The sequence below is a fragment of the Isoptericola aurantiacus genome (genome assembly GCF_044769875.1).
GTDB lineage: Bacteria > Actinomycetota > Actinomycetes > Actinomycetales > Cellulomonadaceae > Isoptericola > Isoptericola aurantiacus.
Genome location: NZ_JBJBAE010000001.1, coordinates 1,287,087 through 1,303,241 on the forward strand (window position 1 = coordinate 1,287,087; position 16,155 = coordinate 1,303,241).

Annotated in this window: 14 protein-coding genes; 13 read left to right on the forward strand and 1 reads right to left on the reverse strand. The window is 73.1% G+C overall.

What is annotated here, in order from left to right; genetic code table 11:
- The first annotated feature begins 79 nt into the window (after positions 1 to 79).
- The 11 genes from ACIQLL_RS05775 (at position 80) to ACIQLL_RS05825 (ending at position 14,137) form a co-directional block, all read left to right on the forward strand.
- On the forward strand, positions 80 to 1,006 hold the full coding sequence (locus tag ACIQLL_RS05775; protein WP_402464243.1) for an ABC transporter permease: 927 nt from the start codon (positions 80 to 82) through the stop codon (positions 1,004 to 1,006).
- A complete protein-coding gene (locus ACIQLL_RS05780) occupies positions 999 to 1,973 on the forward strand; it encodes an ABC transporter permease (protein WP_402464245.1) in 975 nt (324 codons plus the stop codon). The genes ACIQLL_RS05775 and ACIQLL_RS05780 overlap by 8 nt, the downstream gene beginning before the upstream one ends.
- Positions 1,970 to 3,721 (forward strand): dipeptide ABC transporter ATP-binding protein, encoded by a 1,752-nt coding sequence (locus ACIQLL_RS05785; protein ID WP_402464247.1) that lies wholly within the window; start codon positions 1,970 to 1,972, stop codon positions 3,719 to 3,721. The genes ACIQLL_RS05780 and ACIQLL_RS05785 overlap by 4 nt, the downstream gene beginning before the upstream one ends.
- Positions 3,722 to 3,832: 111 nt before the next feature.
- Entirely contained in the window at positions 3,833 to 5,509 is a 1,677-nt protein-coding gene (locus ACIQLL_RS05790; RefSeq protein WP_402464249.1) for a BCCT family transporter, read from the forward strand.
- Between the two features lie 57 nt (positions 5,510 to 5,566).
- On the forward strand, positions 5,567 to 7,477 hold the full coding sequence (typA, locus tag ACIQLL_RS05795; RefSeq protein ID WP_402464251.1) for a translational GTPase TypA: 1,911 nt from the start codon (positions 5,567 to 5,569) through the stop codon (positions 7,475 to 7,477).
- Positions 7,478 to 7,493: 16 nt separating this feature from the next.
- Positions 7,494 to 8,537, forward strand: coding sequence for a PIG-L family deacetylase (locus tag ACIQLL_RS05800; protein WP_402464253.1), 1,044 nt, complete (start codon positions 7,494 to 7,496; stop codon positions 8,535 to 8,537).
- Between the two features lie 10 nt (positions 8,538 to 8,547).
- Complete coding sequence (locus tag ACIQLL_RS05805; protein WP_402464255.1) at positions 8,548 to 8,973, forward strand: DUF6113 family protein; 426 nt, start codon at positions 8,548 to 8,550, stop codon at positions 8,971 to 8,973.
- Between the two features lie 100 nt (positions 8,974 to 9,073).
- The gene (locus ACIQLL_RS05810) at positions 9,074 to 11,197 is read left to right on the forward strand and encodes a VanW family protein (RefSeq protein WP_402464257.1); all 2,124 of its coding nucleotides are present in this window, start codon (positions 9,074 to 9,076) and stop codon (positions 11,195 to 11,197) included.
- Positions 11,197 to 12,090 (forward strand): ACT domain-containing protein, encoded by an 894-nt coding sequence (locus ACIQLL_RS05815; RefSeq protein WP_402464259.1) that lies wholly within the window; start codon positions 11,197 to 11,199, stop codon positions 12,088 to 12,090. Before ACIQLL_RS05810 ends, ACIQLL_RS05815 begins: the two co-directional genes overlap by 1 nt.
- The gene (locus ACIQLL_RS05820) at positions 12,087 to 13,031 is read left to right on the forward strand and encodes a prephenate dehydratase (protein ID WP_402464261.1); all 945 of its coding nucleotides are present in this window, start codon (positions 12,087 to 12,089) and stop codon (positions 13,029 to 13,031) included. Before ACIQLL_RS05815 ends, ACIQLL_RS05820 begins: the two co-directional genes overlap by 4 nt.
- Entirely contained in the window at positions 13,028 to 14,137 is a 1,110-nt protein-coding gene (locus ACIQLL_RS05825) for a prephenate dehydrogenase (protein WP_402464263.1), read from the forward strand. The genes ACIQLL_RS05820 and ACIQLL_RS05825 overlap by 4 nt, the downstream gene beginning before the upstream one ends.
- 99 nt (positions 14,138 to 14,236) lie before the next feature.
- On the opposite strand, the gene ACIQLL_RS05830 is transcribed toward ACIQLL_RS05825, so the two are convergent.
- Positions 14,237 to 14,521 carry a DUF6725 family protein gene (locus ACIQLL_RS05830; RefSeq protein WP_402464265.1) on the reverse strand — a complete coding sequence of 95 codons (285 nt, stop codon included), beginning with the start codon at positions 14,519 to 14,521 and terminating at the stop codon, positions 14,237 to 14,239.
- 75 nt (positions 14,522 to 14,596) lie between these two features.
- Here ACIQLL_RS05830 and fdxA point away from each other — a divergent pair, with 75 nt between their 5' ends.
- Positions 14,597 to 14,914: a ferredoxin gene (gene fdxA / locus ACIQLL_RS05835; RefSeq protein ID WP_402464266.1), complete on the forward strand. Its 318-nt coding sequence runs from the start codon at positions 14,597 to 14,599 to the stop codon at positions 14,912 to 14,914.
- 12 nt (positions 14,915 to 14,926) lie between these two features.
- Positions 14,927 to 16,096, forward strand: coding sequence for a succinyldiaminopimelate transaminase (gene dapC / locus ACIQLL_RS05840; RefSeq protein WP_402464269.1), 1,170 nt, complete (start codon positions 14,927 to 14,929; stop codon positions 16,094 to 16,096).
- Positions 16,097 to 16,155 lie beyond the last annotated feature (59 nt).

A 16,155-nucleotide genomic window follows, 5' to 3' on the forward strand; every position in this document is an offset into this window, starting at 1 on the left:
CCGCGGCCTCCTCGGGCCGCGGCGAGACGAGACCCGTAGCCTGGGGTGACCCTCCGGGCACACGAGGAGACTAATTCGCATGCTCTGGTATCTCGGACGCAGGCTCCTGCAGGTGATCCCTGTGTTCCTCGGGGCCACCCTCCTGCTCTACGCCATGGTCTTCCTACGACCCGGCGACCCGGTGGCCGCGCTCGGTGGTGAGCGCGGTCTGCCCGACGCCGTCCAGGACCAGATCCGGGCCGAGTACAACCTGGACAAGCCGTTCATCGTCCAGTACCTGCTCTTCCTGCGCGGTGTGGTGACCCTGGACTTCGGCGTCGACTTCCGGGGGCGCGAGATCACCGACGTGATCGCCGGCGCGTTCCCCGTCACCATCCAGCTCGCCCTGATGGCGCTGGCCATCGAGGCGATCTTCGGCATCGGGTTCGGCCTGATCGCCGGGATGCGCAAGGGCGGGATCTTCGACGCGTCCGCCCTGGTCGTCAGCCTCGTCTTCATCGCCGTGCCGACCTTCGTCGTCGGCTTCGTGATGCAGATCGTCGTGGGCGTCAAGCTCGGCTGGCTGCCCGTCACCGCCGGACGAGATCCCGACTTCTTCAGTCTGCTGATGCCCGCGATGGTGCTGGCAGCCGTCTCGTTCGCCTACGTGTTACGGCTGACGCGGACCTCCGTGGCGGAGAACATGTCCGCCGACTACGTGCGCACCGCCCGTGCCCGGGGCCTCAACCGCACCCAGGTGACCGGCCGCCACGTGCTGCGCAACTCCCTCATCCCCGTGGTCACGTTCCTCGGCGCCGACATCGGCGCCCTGATGAGCGGCGCGATCATCACCGAGGGCATCTTCAACATCAACGGTGTGGGCGGCACGCTCTACGACGCGATCCAACGCGGCGAGTCCGTGACCGTCGTGTCCATGACCACCGTGCTCGTCCTGGTCTACATCGCGGCGAACCTGCTGGTGGACCTGCTCTACGCCGCCCTCGACCCGAGGATCCGTTATGCCTGAGAACCGCTACGAGAGCTCACCGGGGTCCACGACGGCCCGGCCCGGGCAGGAGCACTACACCGCCACGTTCGACGAGGGCGGCCTCGGTGCCGTCGACGCCGTACGGACCGACGACGCGCCGACCAGCCTGTGGCGCGACGCGTGGCGCGAGATGCGGGCCCGGTGGCTCTTCTGGGTCTCGGCGGCCGTCATCGTCCTCGTCGTCCTCGTCGCGATCTTCCCGGGGCTGTTCACGTCCATCGACCCGCGGTCGTGCGACCTGACCAAGGCGCTCGAGGGGCCGCAGGCCGGTCACCCGTTCGGGTTCGACCGGCAGGGGTGCGACATCTACTCCCGCACGGTCTACGGCGCGCGCGCCTCGGTCGTGGTCGGCGTGCTGGCCACCACCATGGTGGTGATCATCGGGACCACGATCGGCGCGATCGCGGGCTACTACGGCAAGTGGTTCGACACGATCCTGAGCCGGATCACCGACATCTTCTTCGCGATCCCGCTGGTGCTGGCCGCCATCGTCATCATGTCGGTGACGACGAATCGCACGAGCTTCCTCGTCGCCTTCGTGCTGGCCCTCTTCGGCTGGACGCAGATCGCGCGCATCACGCGCGGCACCGTGATGTCGGTCAAGAACAACGAGTTCGTCACGGCGGCCCGGTCGCTCGGCATGAGCCGGGGGCAGATCCTGGTCCGCCACGTGCTGCCGAACTCCGCGGCCCCGATCATCGTCTACGCCACGGTGGCGCTGGGACAGTTCATCGTGGCCGAGGCCACCCTGAGCTTCCTGGGCATCGGGCTGCCTCCGTCGGTGGTCTCGTGGGGCGGTGACATCTCCGCGGCGCAGGGCGCGATCCGCACCAACCCGGAGATTCTCCTCTACCCGGCAGGAGGCCTGGCGCTGACCGTGCTCGGCTTCATGATGATGGGCGACGTCGTGCGCGACGCCCTCGACCCGAAGGCTCGCAAGCGATGACGACCCAGATCCCCGTGACCGACGGCGACGACGGGCCCCCCGCCGTCGACCCGAACACCGCCCTGCTCGAGATCACCGACCTCGAGATCGCGTTCTCGACCTCCGCCGGCGAGGTCCAGGCCGTCCGCGGCGCGAACCTCACCGTCTACCCGGGCCAGAGCGTCGCGATCGTCGGCGAGTCCGGCTCCGGCAAGTCCACGACCGCCGCGGCGATCATGGACCTCCTGCCCGGCACCGGGCGCGTCACCGGCGGGTCCATCCGCTTCGGCGGCCGTGAGCTCGTCGGCGCCCCGCGCAAGGAGAAGGAGGCGCTGCGCGGTCGCGAGATCGGCATGGTCCCGCAGGACCCGATGTCGAACCTCAACCCCGTGTGGCGCATCGGCACCCAGGTGACCGAGGCGCTCAAGGCCAACGGCTTCAAGGGGTCCAAGGCCGAGCTGCGCCAGCGGGTCGCCGAGGTCCTCGCCGAGGCCGGCCTGCCCGACGCCGAGCGGCGCGCCCGCCAGTACCCGCACGAGTTCTCCGGCGGCATGCGCCAGCGCGCCCTCATCGGCATCGGCCTCGCCTCCCGGCCGCAGCTGCTCATCGCCGACGAGCCGACGTCCGCGCTGGACGTGACGGTGCAGCGGCAGATCCTCGACCACCTCGGGGGCATGACCCGGGACCTCGGCACGGCCGTGCTGTTCATCACGCACGACCTCGGGCTGGCCGCCGAGCGCGCCGAGCACCTGGTGGTCATGTACAAGGGACGCATCGTCGAGTCCGGTCCGGCGCAGGAGATCCTCGCCCGGCCGCGGCACCCGTACACCCAGCGGCTGGTGTCCTCGGCCCCGTCGCTCGCCTCGCGGCGCATCCAGACGGCGCACGTCACCGGGCAGGACTCTCCCGAGCTGCACGCGCACCACGGCGAGACGGCCGACCCGGCCGCCGGACCGGCCGACGTCGTCGTGGCGAAGGACCTCACCAAGGTCTTCCAGATCCGGGGAGCGCGACCCGGAGCCTCGACCGACTTCACCGCGGTCGACGAGGTGTCCTTCCGGCTGAGGCGGGGGCGCACGCTCGCCCTCGTGGGGGAGTCCGGCTCGGGCAAGTCCACGGCGGCCAACATGGTGCTGGGTCTGCTGGAGCCGACGTCCGGCACGGTGGAGTTCGACGGCGTGGACGTCGCCACGCTGAGCCCCAAGGAGGCGTTCGCCTTCCGGCGTCGCATCCAGCCGGTCTTCCAGAACCCGTACGGCTCGCTCGACCCGATGTTCTCGATCTTCCGGTCGATCGAGGAACCGCTCAAGCTGCACGGCGTGGGCTCGGCCAAGCAGCGGGAGCAGCGGGTACGCGACCTGCTCGACATGGTCTCGTTGCCGCAGTCGGCCATGCGGCGGTTCCCGAACGAGCTCTCCGGCGGTCAGCGGCAGCGCATCGCCATCGCCCGGGCCCTCGCGCTCGAGCCCGAGGTCGTCGTCCTCGACGAGGCGGTCTCCGCCCTCGACGTGCTGGTCCAGGCCCAGATCCTGGAGCTGCTCGACCGGCTCCAGACCGACCTCGGCCTGAGCTACCTGTTCATCACCCACGACCTGGCGGTCGTGCGCCAGATCGCCGACGACGTCGTGGTGATGCAGTCCGGTCAGGTCGTCGAGCAGGCCACCACGGACGAGGTCTTCGACAACCCGCGCGAGCAGTACACGCGCGACCTGCTGGACGCCATCCCCGGCGCGCAGCTCGTCGGCGGTGGGGCGGCGGGACAGGTCTGAGGACCGCCGCCGGCGCTCGTCGCCGGTGGTCCCCGAGGCACCGGCGGGCTCACTGCCCGCCGGTGCCTCCTGCGTTTGCGCAGGTGACCGAAGCACGCCACTGTGAACGGCATGGCTCGCAGACCGTCCACGATCGCGCCCGCCGTCTTCTACCCGGCAGGGGGGCTGATCCTGCTCTTCGTCCTGCTCGGCTTCTTCGCCACCGACGCGGTGGAGGAGGTGATGAACACCCTCCAGGCCAAGACGATCAACGGGTTCGGCTGGTACTACATCGTCATCGTGGCGGCCTTCATGATCTTCGCGATCTGGATGGGGGTCAGCCGCTTCGGCGAGATCACCCTGGGCCCGGACGACGAGGAGCCGGACTTCAAGCTGCCCGTGTGGTTCGCCATGCTCTTCGCCACCGGGATGGGGATCGGGCTGGTCTACTACGGCGTGGCCGAGCCGCTGTCGCACTTCGAGTCGCCCAAGCCCGGTGTCACCGGGGACGCGCCCGCCCTGGCCCAGGCCGCGATGGGCCAGACCTACGTGCACTGGGGCTTCCACGCCTGGGGCATCTACGTGGTGATCGGCCTCGCCCTGGCCTACGCCATCCACCGCAAGGGCCGCCCGGCGTCCATCCGGTGGGCGCTCGAACCGCTCCTCGGGGAGGAGCGGGTCAAGGGCTGGCTGGGCAACGTCATCGACGTGCTGGCGATCTTCGGGACGGTCTTCGGGGTCGCGACCTCGCTCGGGCTCGGGGTGCAGCAGGTCGCGGCGGGCCTGGAGTACCTCGAGGTGGTCGACTCGACGCTCGCCCTGCAGATGGGCCTCATCGCCGCGATCACGGCCGTGGCCACGATCTCGGTGGCCTCCGGGTTGGAGAAGGGCATCAAGTGGCTCTCCAACGGCAACATGGTCCTGGCCGGGGCGCTCGTGCTGGCCGTCCTGATCATGGGGTCCTCGCTCTTCCTGGCGCGCGAGTGGGTGCAGTCCATCGGGTACTACTTCCAGAACGTCATGTTCCTGACGTTCGACACCCTGGCCTTCCAGGGCGAGGACGGGCTCGCGTGGGAGTCGGGCTGGACCATCTTCTACTGGGGCTGGTGGATGTCCTGGGCGCCCTTCGTGGGGCTCTTCATCGCGCGCATCTCCCGCGGCCGGACGGTCCGTGAGTTCGTCCTGGGCACGCTGCTCGTGCCCATGCTCGTGACGACGGTCTGGTTCAGCGTGTTCGGCGGGTCGGCGATCCACCAGGAGCGCAACGAGCCGGGCTCGATGCTCGACGCCACCGGGGCGGTCAACACGGACACCGCCATGTTCCAGCTGTTCGAGCACCTGCCCGGCGGCGGCGCCTGGATGGCGGTCGTCGCGATCGTCCTGGTCATCGTGTTCTTCGTGACGTCCTCGGACTCCGGGTCGTTCGTGGTGGACATGCTCGCCAACGGCGGCGACCCGAACCCGCCGCTGTGGTCCCGGCTGTTCTGGGCACTGCTGGAGGGCGGCGTCGCCGCGGCGCTGCTCTACGCGGGAGGACTCACCACGCTGCAGACGGCCGCGATCCTCACGGCGCTGCCGTTCTCGCTGGTGATGATCGGGTCGGCGATCTCCGTGTGGATGGCGTTGGACGGCGAGTACAAGCAGATCACCCGTGCCGAGCGGAGGCTCCGACGGCGCGAGCTCACCGAACACGTGACCGAGCACGTCACCGATCACGTGACGGAGCACTTCTCCGAGCTGACCGGTCAGACGTCCACCGTGACCAGGGGCACCCGGACACGCCGGAGATGGTGGCGCCGCTCCGGGTAGGATGGAGCGGCCCCGGGTTCCCGGGTGCCACCCCTCCCTACGGAAAGAGAACCGTCGATGTCTGTGCGCTCCGACCTGCGCAACGTGGCGATCGTCGCTCACGTCGACCACGGCAAGACCACCCTGGTCGACGCCATGCTCCGGCAGGCCGGCGCCTTCGCCGCGCACCAGCACGTGGACGACCGGGTGATGGACTCCGGCGACCTGGAGCGTGAGAAGGGCATCACGATCCTCGCCAAGAACACCGCGATCCGCTACGCCGGGCCGTCGGCCGCGGCAGCGGGCGCCCCTGACGGCATCACCATCAACGTCATCGACACCCCCGGCCACGCCGACTTCGGTGGTGAGGTCGAGCGCGGCCTGTCGATGGTGGACGGCGTCGTGCTGCTGGTGGACGCCTCCGAGGGTCCGCTGCCGCAGACCCGGTTCGTGCTGCGCAAGGCGCTCGCCGCCAAGCTGCCGGTGATCGTCGTCGTCAACAAGGTGGACCGCCCCGACTCGCGGATCACCGAGGTGGTCGCCGAGACCACCGACCTGCTCCTGGGCCTCGCCAGCGACCTGTCCGACGAGGTTCCCGACCTCGACGTCGACGCCGTGCTGGACGTGCCGGTCGTGTACGCGTCCGCGAAGGCGGGCCGGGCCTCGACCGAGCAGCCCGCCGACGGCGCGCTGCCCGCGAACGAGGACCTCGAGCCGCTGTTCTCGACCATCCTGGGCACCACGCCCGCGCCGACCTACGACGACGCGATGCCGCTGCAGGCGCACGTGACCAACCTCGACGCCTCGCCGTTCCTCGGCCGGCTCGCCCTGCTGCGCGTCTTCAACGGCACGCTGCGCAAGGGGCAGACGGTCGCCTGGGCCCGCCAGGACGGGACGCTCAGCCAGGTCAAGATCACCGAGCTCCTGCGCACCGAGGCGCTGACGCGCGTCCCGGCGGAGTCCGCCGGCCCCGGTGACATCGTCGCGGTGGCGGGCATCGCCGACATCATGATCGGCGAGACCCTGACCGATGCCGACGACCCGCGCCCGCTGCCGCGGATCACCGTCGACGACCCGGCGATCTCCATGACCATCGGCATCAACACCTCGCCGCTGGCGGGCAAGGGCGGCAAGGGCCACAAGGTCACCGCCCGCCAGGTCAAGGACCGACTCGACGCCGAGCTCATCGGCAACGTCTCGCTGCGGGTGCTGCCCACCGAGCGCCCGGACGCCTGGGAGGTGCAGGGCCGCGGTGAGCTGGCCCTGGCCATCCTGGTCGAGCAGATGCGCCGGGAGGGCTTCGAGCTCACCGTCGGCAAGCCGCAGGTCGTCACCAAGCAGATCGACGGCAAGACCTGCGAGCCGATGGAGCGCATGACGATCGACGTCCCCGAGGAGTACCTCGGTGCCGTCACCCAGCTCATGGCGGCGCGCAAGGGCCGCATGGAGACCATGGCGAACCACGGCACCGGCTGGGTCCGCATGGAGTTCGTCGTCCCCGCGCGCGGCCTCATCGGCTTCCGCACCCGCTTCCTCACCGAGACGCGGGGCACCGGCATCGCCTCCTCCTACGCCGAGGGCTACGAGCCGTGGCACGGGCCGATCGAGTCCCGCTCGACCGGGTCGCTCGTCGCGGACCGCGCCGGTTCCGTCACGCCGTTCGCCATGATCAACCTGCAGGAGCGCGGCTCGTTCTTCGTGGACCCCACCCAGGAGGTCTACGAGGGCATGATCGTCGGCGAGAACTCCCGCAACGAGGACATGGACGTCAACATCACCAAGGAGAAGAAGCTGACGAACATGCGGTCCGCCGCCGCCGACAGCTTCGAGAACCTGGTGCCGCCGCGCAAGCTGACCCTCGAGGAGTCCCTCGAGTTCACCGCCGAGGACGAGTGCGTCGAGGTCACGCCCGAGACGGTCCGCATCCGCAAGGTGAACCTGGACGCCACGTCGCGCGCCCGGGCGGCGTCGCGGGCCAAGCGCGGCTGACCCCCGGTCCGGTCGGGTGACCACCTCCGCAGCCGCCGCGCCGCCCCCGCCCCCCGGTGGGCGGCGCGGCGGGCTGCTGGCGGTCCATGCCCACCCCGACGACGAGACGTTGGCCACCGGGGCGCTGCTGGCGACCTGGACGGCCGCCGGCGGCCCGGCAACGGTGGTGACCTGCACGCGCGGCGAGCGCGGCGAGGTCATCGACACGCCGTCGCACCCGACGGGGCTGTCGCACCTGGAGGGTGACGGGCCCACGCTCGCGGCCAACCGGGAGCGCGAGCTCACCGGCGCGCTGTCGGCGCTGGGCGTGGCCGACCACCTCTTCCTCGACGCCTGGCGGGACCCTGCCGAGGCCTCCACGACAGCGCCGGACGCGGCTCCGCGCGGCCCGGGGGAGCGGTACGAGGACTCCGGCATGGCCTGGGTCGCACCAGGGATCGCCGGGCCCGCGGCGGACTCCGGCCCGACGGCGTTCGCCCGCGTCCCGCTCGACGACGCGGCCCGGCGGCTGGCCGGCATCCTGCGTGACCGCCGACCCGCCGTCGTCGTCACCTACGAGTCCGGCGGCGGCTACGGGCACCCCGACCACGTGCGGGCGTACCAGGTGACCGTCCGGGCGTTGGAGCTGGCGGCCGACCCGGGTGCCGCCGTCGTCGGTGCCGCGTGGGCCGTCCCCGAGCGGTGGGAGGTGGTGGCCCCGGCCGCCGACCTGCGGGCCGCGCAGGCCGCGCTGTGCCACCACCCCGACGCTGCCGCCTGGGTCCACGACGGTCTGACGCTGCCCGACCTCGATGCCGCCCTGCCACCCGTCGCCGTCGACGCCGCGGAGCCGGCGGACGCCGAGGTCGTCACGCTCCCGGTGGCACCGGTGCTCGGGCAGGTGATTGCTGCCCTGGCGGCGCACGCCACCCAGGTGCAGCACGCGGCCGCGCTCGACGTGCCCGGCGTCGCGGGGCGGTACGCCCTGAGCAACGGCGTGCTCGCGCCGCTGCTCGCCACCGCTCACCTCCGGGTCGTCCGCTCCAGGGCGCAGGGGCCTCGCGGGGAGGGCGACGGGTAGGCTCTGCCCGGTGAGCGCGACCGACCCCCACCCTCCCCACCACGCCCAGACCGAGCCCGCGCGGCCCGGCCCGGTCGCCGTCGTCGGGCGCCTCGTGCTGGCCTGCCTGCTCGGCGTCGCCGTCGGCGTGATCGGGACCGTCGCGCACCGGACCGAGTGGGCGGACCTCCCCTCGGGCCTGGTGCTGGCACTGCTGCTCACGACGGCGGCCGCGACGCTGTGCCGCGCCTGGTCGGGCGTCGGCGCCCTGCTCGCCTGCGGCGCGGGGTGGTTGGTGGCCGTCCAGGTGCTGGCCGCGACGGGACCGGGCGGCGACGTGCTGGTGCCCGCCCAGACCGTCGGGTACGTCTGGACCTACGGCGGACTCGTGCCCTTCGTGCTCGTGGCGTTCCTGCCGCGCCGCTGGTTCTCGGACCCCGACCCGGAACCGCTGTGACCCGCGGCTCCGAGTAGGATGCCTTCGCGCGTGGGAGTGCCACGCCGAGGACGTCCCCGGGGGTCGACGGGCCCCCACGAGACCAGCACGGAGCGTGTCGATGGGTCAGCGGCCGACGGAGGGTGACGGGAGCGTGCCCGCGCAGGGTGACGAGGTGCCGAACGGTGAGTCCTCGCCGGCGCCGGGTCCGCAGGCCCAGGAGCCGGCCGAGCCTGCGCCGGGCCCGGCACCCGAGCCCGGTCAGGCGGCCGAGCCTGGTCCAGCACCCGCGCCCGGTCCCGCACCCGAGCCCGTCGATCCGGCGCCGAACGCCACATCCGACGACGACGACGAGTCGCCGTACCAGCCGCGGGTGCGCGCCTACGAGCAGCGCCGCATCCTCGGGACCGTGGCCGCTCCGGGCGCCGCGTCGTCGACGGCCGCCACGCAGGCGATCCCGGCCGTCCCGGCCTCGGCCCCGGGGTCGCAGCCCGCTGCGGGAGCGCCGGCGCCGCCGGCCGGTGGTGCGGGCACACCGCTGGAGGGCCTGAGCGGTGACGGGGCACCGAGCCGCGCCCCGAAGGTGCTCCTGGGCGTGCTCGCCGGCGTCGTCGTGCTCGCCGGGCTCTACGTGGGAGCGCAGTGGCTCGTCGCGGACACCGTCCCGCCGGGGACGACGGTCGCCGGCGTCGACATCGGCGACCTCGGCACCCAGGAGGCGGAGGCTGCGCTCGACGCCGGCCTCGGGCCCCGGGCGGCCGAGCCGATCACGGTCCGCGCGGGGGACGCCACGAGCACGCTCGACCCGGCGGAGTCCGGGCTGAGCCTGGACTCCGCGGCGACGGTCGAGGGTCTGACGGGGTTCTCGCTGAGCCCGGCGCGGCTCATCGAGCACGTCGCGGGCGGCGGCGAGGTGGAGCCGGTCGTGGACACCGACCGGGCCGCGCTGACGGCCGCGGTGACCGAGGTGAGCGCCTCGCTGGCCACGGAACCGGTGGACGGGACGGTGCGGTTCGCCGACGGCGAGGCGGTCGCCACGAAGGCCGTCGACGGCTCCCAGGTCGTGACCGGGGACGCGGACGACGCCATCGTGGACGCATGGCTGGTCACCTCGGGCCCGGTCGACCTGCCCACCGAGCCGGTGCCGCCGGCGATCGACCAGGCGGACACCGACGCGGCGCTCGCCGAGGCCGAGACCGTCGTCTCCGCCGCGGTGACCGCCACGGTGGGCGGACAGAAGCCGGAGCTCCCGGCGCGCGTGCTGGCCCGGGCGACCTCGTTCTCCCCGGAGGACGGTGAGCTGACCGCGCGGTTCGACGGCGACCGGCTCACCAGCGCGATCGTCGACCGGACGAACGACCTGCTGCAGGAGCCCGACAACGCCCACTTCGAGTTCTCGGACGGCAAGCCCACGATCGTGGGCGGACAGACCGGCACCACCCTCGACCCGCAGCAGGTCGCCGACGCCGTCGGTCCGGCCGCGCTGTCCGCGGACGAGCGCACGGCGGACGTCAAGCTCGTCGAGGAGGACCCGGAGGACTCCCGGGCCTCGCTCGAGGAGCTGGGCGTCAAGGAGATCGTCTCGGAGTTCTCCACCCCGCTGACCAGCGAGCCGATCCGCACCAAGAACCTGGTGCGCGGTGCGGAGCTCGTCAACGGCACCCTGGTCAAGCCGGACGAGACGTTCTCCCTGGTCGACACGCTGTCGCCGATCGAGGTCTCGAACGGCTTCTTCGCGGCGGGTGTGGTCAACAACGGCATCCACAGCGACGCCGTCGGCGGCGGCCTGTCCCAGATGGCCACGACGTCGTACAACGCCGGGTTCTTCGCGGGCTTCGACGACGTCGCGCACCGCCAGCACAGCTACTGGTTCAGCCGGTACCCCGCCGGCCGGGAGTCGACGATCTACGTCGGCTCGATCGACATGAAGTTCCACAACGACACGCCCTACGGCGCCCTGATGCAGAGCTACGTCTCCGGTGGCCGGCTGTACGTGAAGATCTGGTCCACGAAGTACTACGAGGTCAAGGCCTCGGACTCCGGCAAGCAGGACGTCGTGCCCGTCAAGACGGTCGACAAGTCGAGCAGCCCGGACTGCGAGCCCTACCCGGGCGGCGAGGACGGGTTCGCGATCACGGTGTACCGGAAGGTCTACCACGACGGCGACCTGGTCAAGGACGAGTCGGACTTCTGGCGGTACAAGCCCGACGACGCCGTGAGCTGCTCCGGCAAGGGTGGTGACTGATGCTGGGACGCACGTCGCGCGAGTCTCCGGCGCACGCCGCGCTGGCCGCCCAGGGGGCGGGCTGGTCGGGCGTCGCCCCGGGCTCGCCGGTCGTCTCGGCCGTCCTGGACGAGTCGACGGAGCTGCTCGACCTCGGCACCACCGCGCAGGCCCTGGCGACGGTGGCGAGCATCGACGACCTGGCCGCCGTCGTGCACGTCGGCCATCCCGAGCAGCCGTCGCCGGCCCTCGAGCAGGCGCTGCTGGCGGGAGACCCGACGTTGCTGCTGACGGCCGCGGTGCCCGTGGAGCCGCAGTGGGTCTGGGTCGCGCCCCCCGGTGTGGTCGGGGGTCAGGTGGTCGTCGACGAGGCGGGGGTGCGGGACTGCGCGGACGTCCTGCGACCCATGGGTGTCTCCCCGCGACTCGTGCCGACCGCCACCTCGGTGGAGGAGCGGGCGGCGCTCGCCGGGGAGCAGGGGTCGCTCGTGGTCGAACGGTCCCGGGTGCCGGCGGGCTGGGTGGAGGTTCCCGGGAGCGAGCGCCTGGGCGCCGGCGGGCCGGTCTGGTACGGGCTGCTGGAGGCCCGCCGGGCGTGGCCGCGGTTCACGGCCCCGGCCCAGGTGTGGCTGGCGTTCGGCCCGTCGGACGACCACCGGGGCTCGCTGCTGCAGACGCTGGCGCTCCTGGCGGACGCCGGGGTGGACCTGCAGCACCTGCGCAGCCACCCGTCGGCGTCGGGCCCGCACGTCTTCTTCACCTCGTTCCGGTGCCCGGACGTGGCGGTGCTGGACGCCCTGGTGGACGAGCTCGACGGACGGTCGGTCGCGCACCGCACGCTCGCGGTGCTGCCCGGTGACGGCTTCGAGCCCGGGCCGGACCCCCTGGCACCCCGGTGGTGGCCCGCAGCATGAGGATCGCCTACCTCGGCCCGGAGGGGACGTTCACGCACCAGGCCGTGCGCGCCTGGTCGGACGCCGCCGCGCCGGAGCCGGCGGAGGCCGTCCCGTACGGCGACGTGACGGCCGTGCACGACGCGGTGTCGGCAGGCAGGGCCGAGGCCGGTGTGGTGGCCATCGAGAGCTCCGTGGAGGGCTACGTCGTGCCGTCCCTGGACGCCCTGCTGGCCAGCCCTGACGTGGTGGCCGTCGACGAGGTGGTGCTGGACGTGTCCTTCGACGCGTTCGTGCGGCCCGGGCACGGTGCGCTGTCCGAGGCCACCGCGCATCCGCACGGCCTGGCGCAGTGCCGGCGTTTCGTGGCCCGTCGCGGCCTGAAGCCGGTGCCGGCGCCGTCGAACGCCGCGGCGTGCCGGGACGTGGGCGACCACCAGGTCGCGTTCGGGCCGCGGCTGTGCGGGGAGCTCTACGGACTGCAGACCTACGCCGAGCGCGTGGAGGACTTCGCGGGGGCGCGCACGCGGTTCCTGGTGCTGGGTCGGCGTGCCGGTGCGCGGGAGCGCCTGGCCGCCCGGGAGGCGGCCGACGGCGGGGCCTCCTGGCGCACGATGCTGGCGATCACGCCGGTGGTCACCGGTCCGGGGGTGCTCGCCCGGGTGACCGACGCGTTCGGGGGGCGGGGCGTGAACATGTCGAGCCTGGTCACCCGGCCGCTCAAGGCCCGCGAGGGCCAGTACGTGTTCGTCGTGACCCTGGACGCGCCCCCGTGGTCGACGGCGGTGCGCGAGCTGTTCTCCGACCTGCTGGCGGCGGGTGACGCCCTCAAGGTGCTCGGCGCCTACGCCGCGGCGCCGGGGGAGGGCGGCCTCGACGGGGCGCTGGCCGACCACGCGCCCACGGGCAGCGTGCGGGCGTCGGACGCGGGCGACGCCCTGGACGCGGGGCTGCTGTGGTGAGCGCCGCCGAGCCGGGCTCCTCGACGCCGAGCTCCGCCACGCCGGGCTCCTCGACGCCGAGCTCCGCCACGCCGGGTGCCTCGACGCCGGGCCGGGTGGCCGTCGTCGGGCTGGGGCTCATCGGCGGGTCGCTGGTGCGGCTGCTGTCCGCGCGCGGCGTGGACGTCGTGGCCACGGACGTCTCCGCGGGCACGCGAGCCGCTGCGCGGCGGGAGCGGCTGACGGTCGCCGACGACGTCGCCGGATGCGTGACGGGCGCGGACCTCGTGGTGCTCGCCGCACCGCTGCGGGCGATGCCGTCGGTGGCCGAGCAGGTGGCTCGGCACGCGCCACCGGACGCCACGGTGACGGACGTGGGCAGCGTCAAGGGCCCGGTGCGGGCGGCGGCCGTCGCGGCGGGCCTGGGGCGCCGGTTCGTGGGTGCGCACCCGATGGCCGGCACCGAGCACAGCGGCTTCGACGCCTCCGACGCCGAGCTGCTCGACGGCGCCACGTGGGCGGTCACGGTGGACGCCGCGGTGGAGCCCGACCGTGACCGGCTCGCCACCGTGCTCGGGCTGGTGACGGGTCCCTGCGCGGGGCGCGCGGTGCTGCTGAGCGACGACGTGCACGACGAGGCGGCGGCGCTGGTCAGCCACGTGCCGCACGTCCTGGCGACCCAGCTGCTCAACGCGGTGGCGGGTGCGCCGGTACGCGACGTCGCCCTGCGCCTCGCGGCGGGCAGCTTCCGTGACGGGACGCGGGTGGCGTACACGGACCCGGCGCGGACCGAGGCGATGGTCACGGAGAACGGCGCCTGGGTGGCCCCCGTCCTGCGCAAGGTGGTGCGCGACCTGGAGCTGGTGGTCGCTGCCCTGGAGTCCAACGGGTCGGTGCACGGCTTCTTCCACGACGCCGACGACGTCCGCGGTCGGGGCCGACCGGGCCCCGTGGACGCGGGGGCGGCAGCGGGCCCCGTGGACGCGGCGCCGGGCACGGAGGGTGCCACCGACGTCGTGCCGCTGACCGGGGACTGGCCGGCCGTGCTGCTCGAGCGGTGCCGCGCCGGCGACGTCGTCGTCGGGCTGGACGTCGCGGCCGGCTCGGCCCGGCTCACCGCGAGGTAGAGCGACTCCCCGCGAGGTAGGCCGGATCGCCGCCAGGTAGGCCGCGCCGGCCCCGGCGACGAGGGCCGCCGATCGCCCCTGGTGGCCGTGAGCGATGTCTCAGCTCCGCCGGCGGCGCTCCGGCCGGGGCGGCAACGGCCGGGCCGCCTCGATCTCGGCGGCCGGGATGTGCACCTCGGTCCCGGCGTCGGAGGCGGACTCCCGCGCAGGGTCGCGGCGCAGCATCACCCCGTCCGCGGCGACGGCGAGCACGACGCCGATGACGTCGGTCCACCGCTTGCCGCTGCCGTCGCAGGGCGGAAGACGACGCCGCACCACGCAGCGCGTGCCCGCCGGCCAGTCTCGCCAGGCGGACGATCCGGGGTGCGGATGACTGGTTCCCACCTGAGCGATACTAGAGTGACCCCCCGATAGACCGGAGCCTCGCTCCACCCGCCCGTCCTGAGGAAGGTAACTGCAGTGACCTACGTGATCGCTCAGCCGTGCGTCGACGTCAAGGACCGGGCGTGCATCGAGGAGTGTCCCGTGGACTGCATCTACGAGGGCTCCCGCTCCCTGTACATCCACCCGGACGAGTGCGTCGACTGCGGCGCCTGCGAGCCGGTGTGCCCCGTCGAGGCCATCTACTACGAGGACGACGTCCCCGAGGAGTGGAAGGACTACTACCGGGCGAACGTCGAGTTCTTCGACGACCTGGGTTCCCCGGGCGGTGCCGCCAAGATGGGCGTCATCGAGAAGGACGACCCGATGATCGCCGGCCTGCCGCCGCAGGCCTGAGCGGTCCGCCGGATGGGTTTCGCCGACCTGCGTGACCTGCCCTATCCCTGGGACACGCTGACCGACGTCCGCGCGACGGCGGCCGCGCACCCGGGCGGCATGGTCGACCTGTCGGTCGGCACACCCGTGGACCCGACGCCGCGGGTCGTCCGCGAGGCGCTCGCCGCGGCGTCGGACGCCCCGGGGTATCCGCTCACGTACGGCACCGCAGCGCTGCGCGAACGCGTGGCCGACTGGTTCGCACGGCGCCGCGGCGTGCCGGACCTGGACCCGGCCGGGGTCATGCCCACCGTCGGGTCCAAGGAGCTCGTCGGGCTGCTGCCGAGCCTGCTGCGGCTCGGCGGCGGCGACGTCGTCGTCCACCCGGAGATCGCCTATCCCACCTACGACGTCGGTGCGCGGCTGGCGGGGGCCACCCCGCTGCCCGCCGACGACGTCGCCGCGTGGGCCGGGCGGTCGGACGTGCGTCTGGTGTGGGTCAACTCACCGTCCAACCCCACCGGAGCGGTCGCCGGCGTCGACCACCTGCGCTCCGTCGTCGCGGCGGCCCGTGAGATCGGTGCCGTCGTCGTGTCGGACGAGTGCTACGCCGAGCTGCCCTGGGACGCGCCGTGGGTGGGTGGCGGCGGCACCAGCCGGGTGCCGAGCCTGCTGGACCCGCGGGTGACGGGCGGGTCCACCGAGGGGCTGCTGGTCGCCTACTCGCTGTCCAAGCAGTCCAGCATCGCCGGGTACCGGGCGGCGTTCGTCGCGGGGGACCCGGCGCTCGTGGGCGACCTGGTGGCCACCCGCAAGCATCTGGGGATGATCGTGCCCGCGCCCGTGCAGGCCGCCATGATCGCGGCCCTGGGTGACGACGAGCACGTCGCGGCCCAGCGCGAGCGCTACCGCCGTCGTCGCGAGGCGCTGCTGCCGGCCCTGCGGTCGGCGGGCTACGCCGTCGACAGCAGCGAGGCGGGGCTCTACCTGTGGACGCGGCGCGCCGACGACGGCGCGGGCGAGCGTGCCGACGGGCGCGCCGGACCGACGTCGCGCGACCTCGCGCGGGAACTCGCCCACCGGGGCATCCTGGTGGGACCGGGGGAGTTCTACGGTGCTGCTGGTGCCCACCACGTCCGCATCGCCCTCACGGCGTCCGACGACGCCGTGACCGCTGCTGTGGGACGCATCACAGCGTCTTGACGCGGGGATTGGAACCGCATGGGATTGAGGGGTAGTTTCATCCGCAGGCCGAGGCTGCC

What these genes read in the sequence shown, in the direction of transcription:
- ACIQLL_RS05775 (WP_402464243.1), top strand. Translation starts at nt 80, where the DNA reads ATGCTCTGGTATCTCGGACGCAGGCTCCTGCAGGTGATCCCTGTGTTC.
- ACIQLL_RS05780 (WP_402464245.1), top strand. Translation starts at nt 999, where the DNA reads ATGCCTGAGAACCGCTACGAGAGCTCACCGGGGTCCACGACGGCCCGG.
- ACIQLL_RS05785 (WP_402464247.1), top strand. Translation starts at nt 1,970, where the DNA reads ATGACGACCCAGATCCCCGTGACCGACGGCGACGACGGGCCCCCCGCC.
- ACIQLL_RS05790 (WP_402464249.1), top strand. Translation starts at nt 3,833, where the DNA reads ATGGCTCGCAGACCGTCCACGATCGCGCCCGCCGTCTTCTACCCGGCA.
- typA (WP_402464251.1), top strand. Translation starts at nt 5,567, where the DNA reads ATGTCTGTGCGCTCCGACCTGCGCAACGTGGCGATCGTCGCTCACGTC.
- ACIQLL_RS05810 (WP_402464257.1), top strand. Translation starts at nt 9,074, where the DNA reads ATGGGTCAGCGGCCGACGGAGGGTGACGGGAGCGTGCCCGCGCAGGGT.
- ACIQLL_RS05815 (WP_402464259.1), top strand. Translation starts at nt 11,197, where the DNA reads ATGCTGGGACGCACGTCGCGCGAGTCTCCGGCGCACGCCGCGCTGGCC.
- ACIQLL_RS05820 (WP_402464261.1), top strand. Translation starts at nt 12,087, where the DNA reads ATGAGGATCGCCTACCTCGGCCCGGAGGGGACGTTCACGCACCAGGCC.
- dapC (WP_402464269.1), top strand. Translation starts at nt 14,927, where the DNA reads ATGGGTTTCGCCGACCTGCGTGACCTGCCCTATCCCTGGGACACGCTG.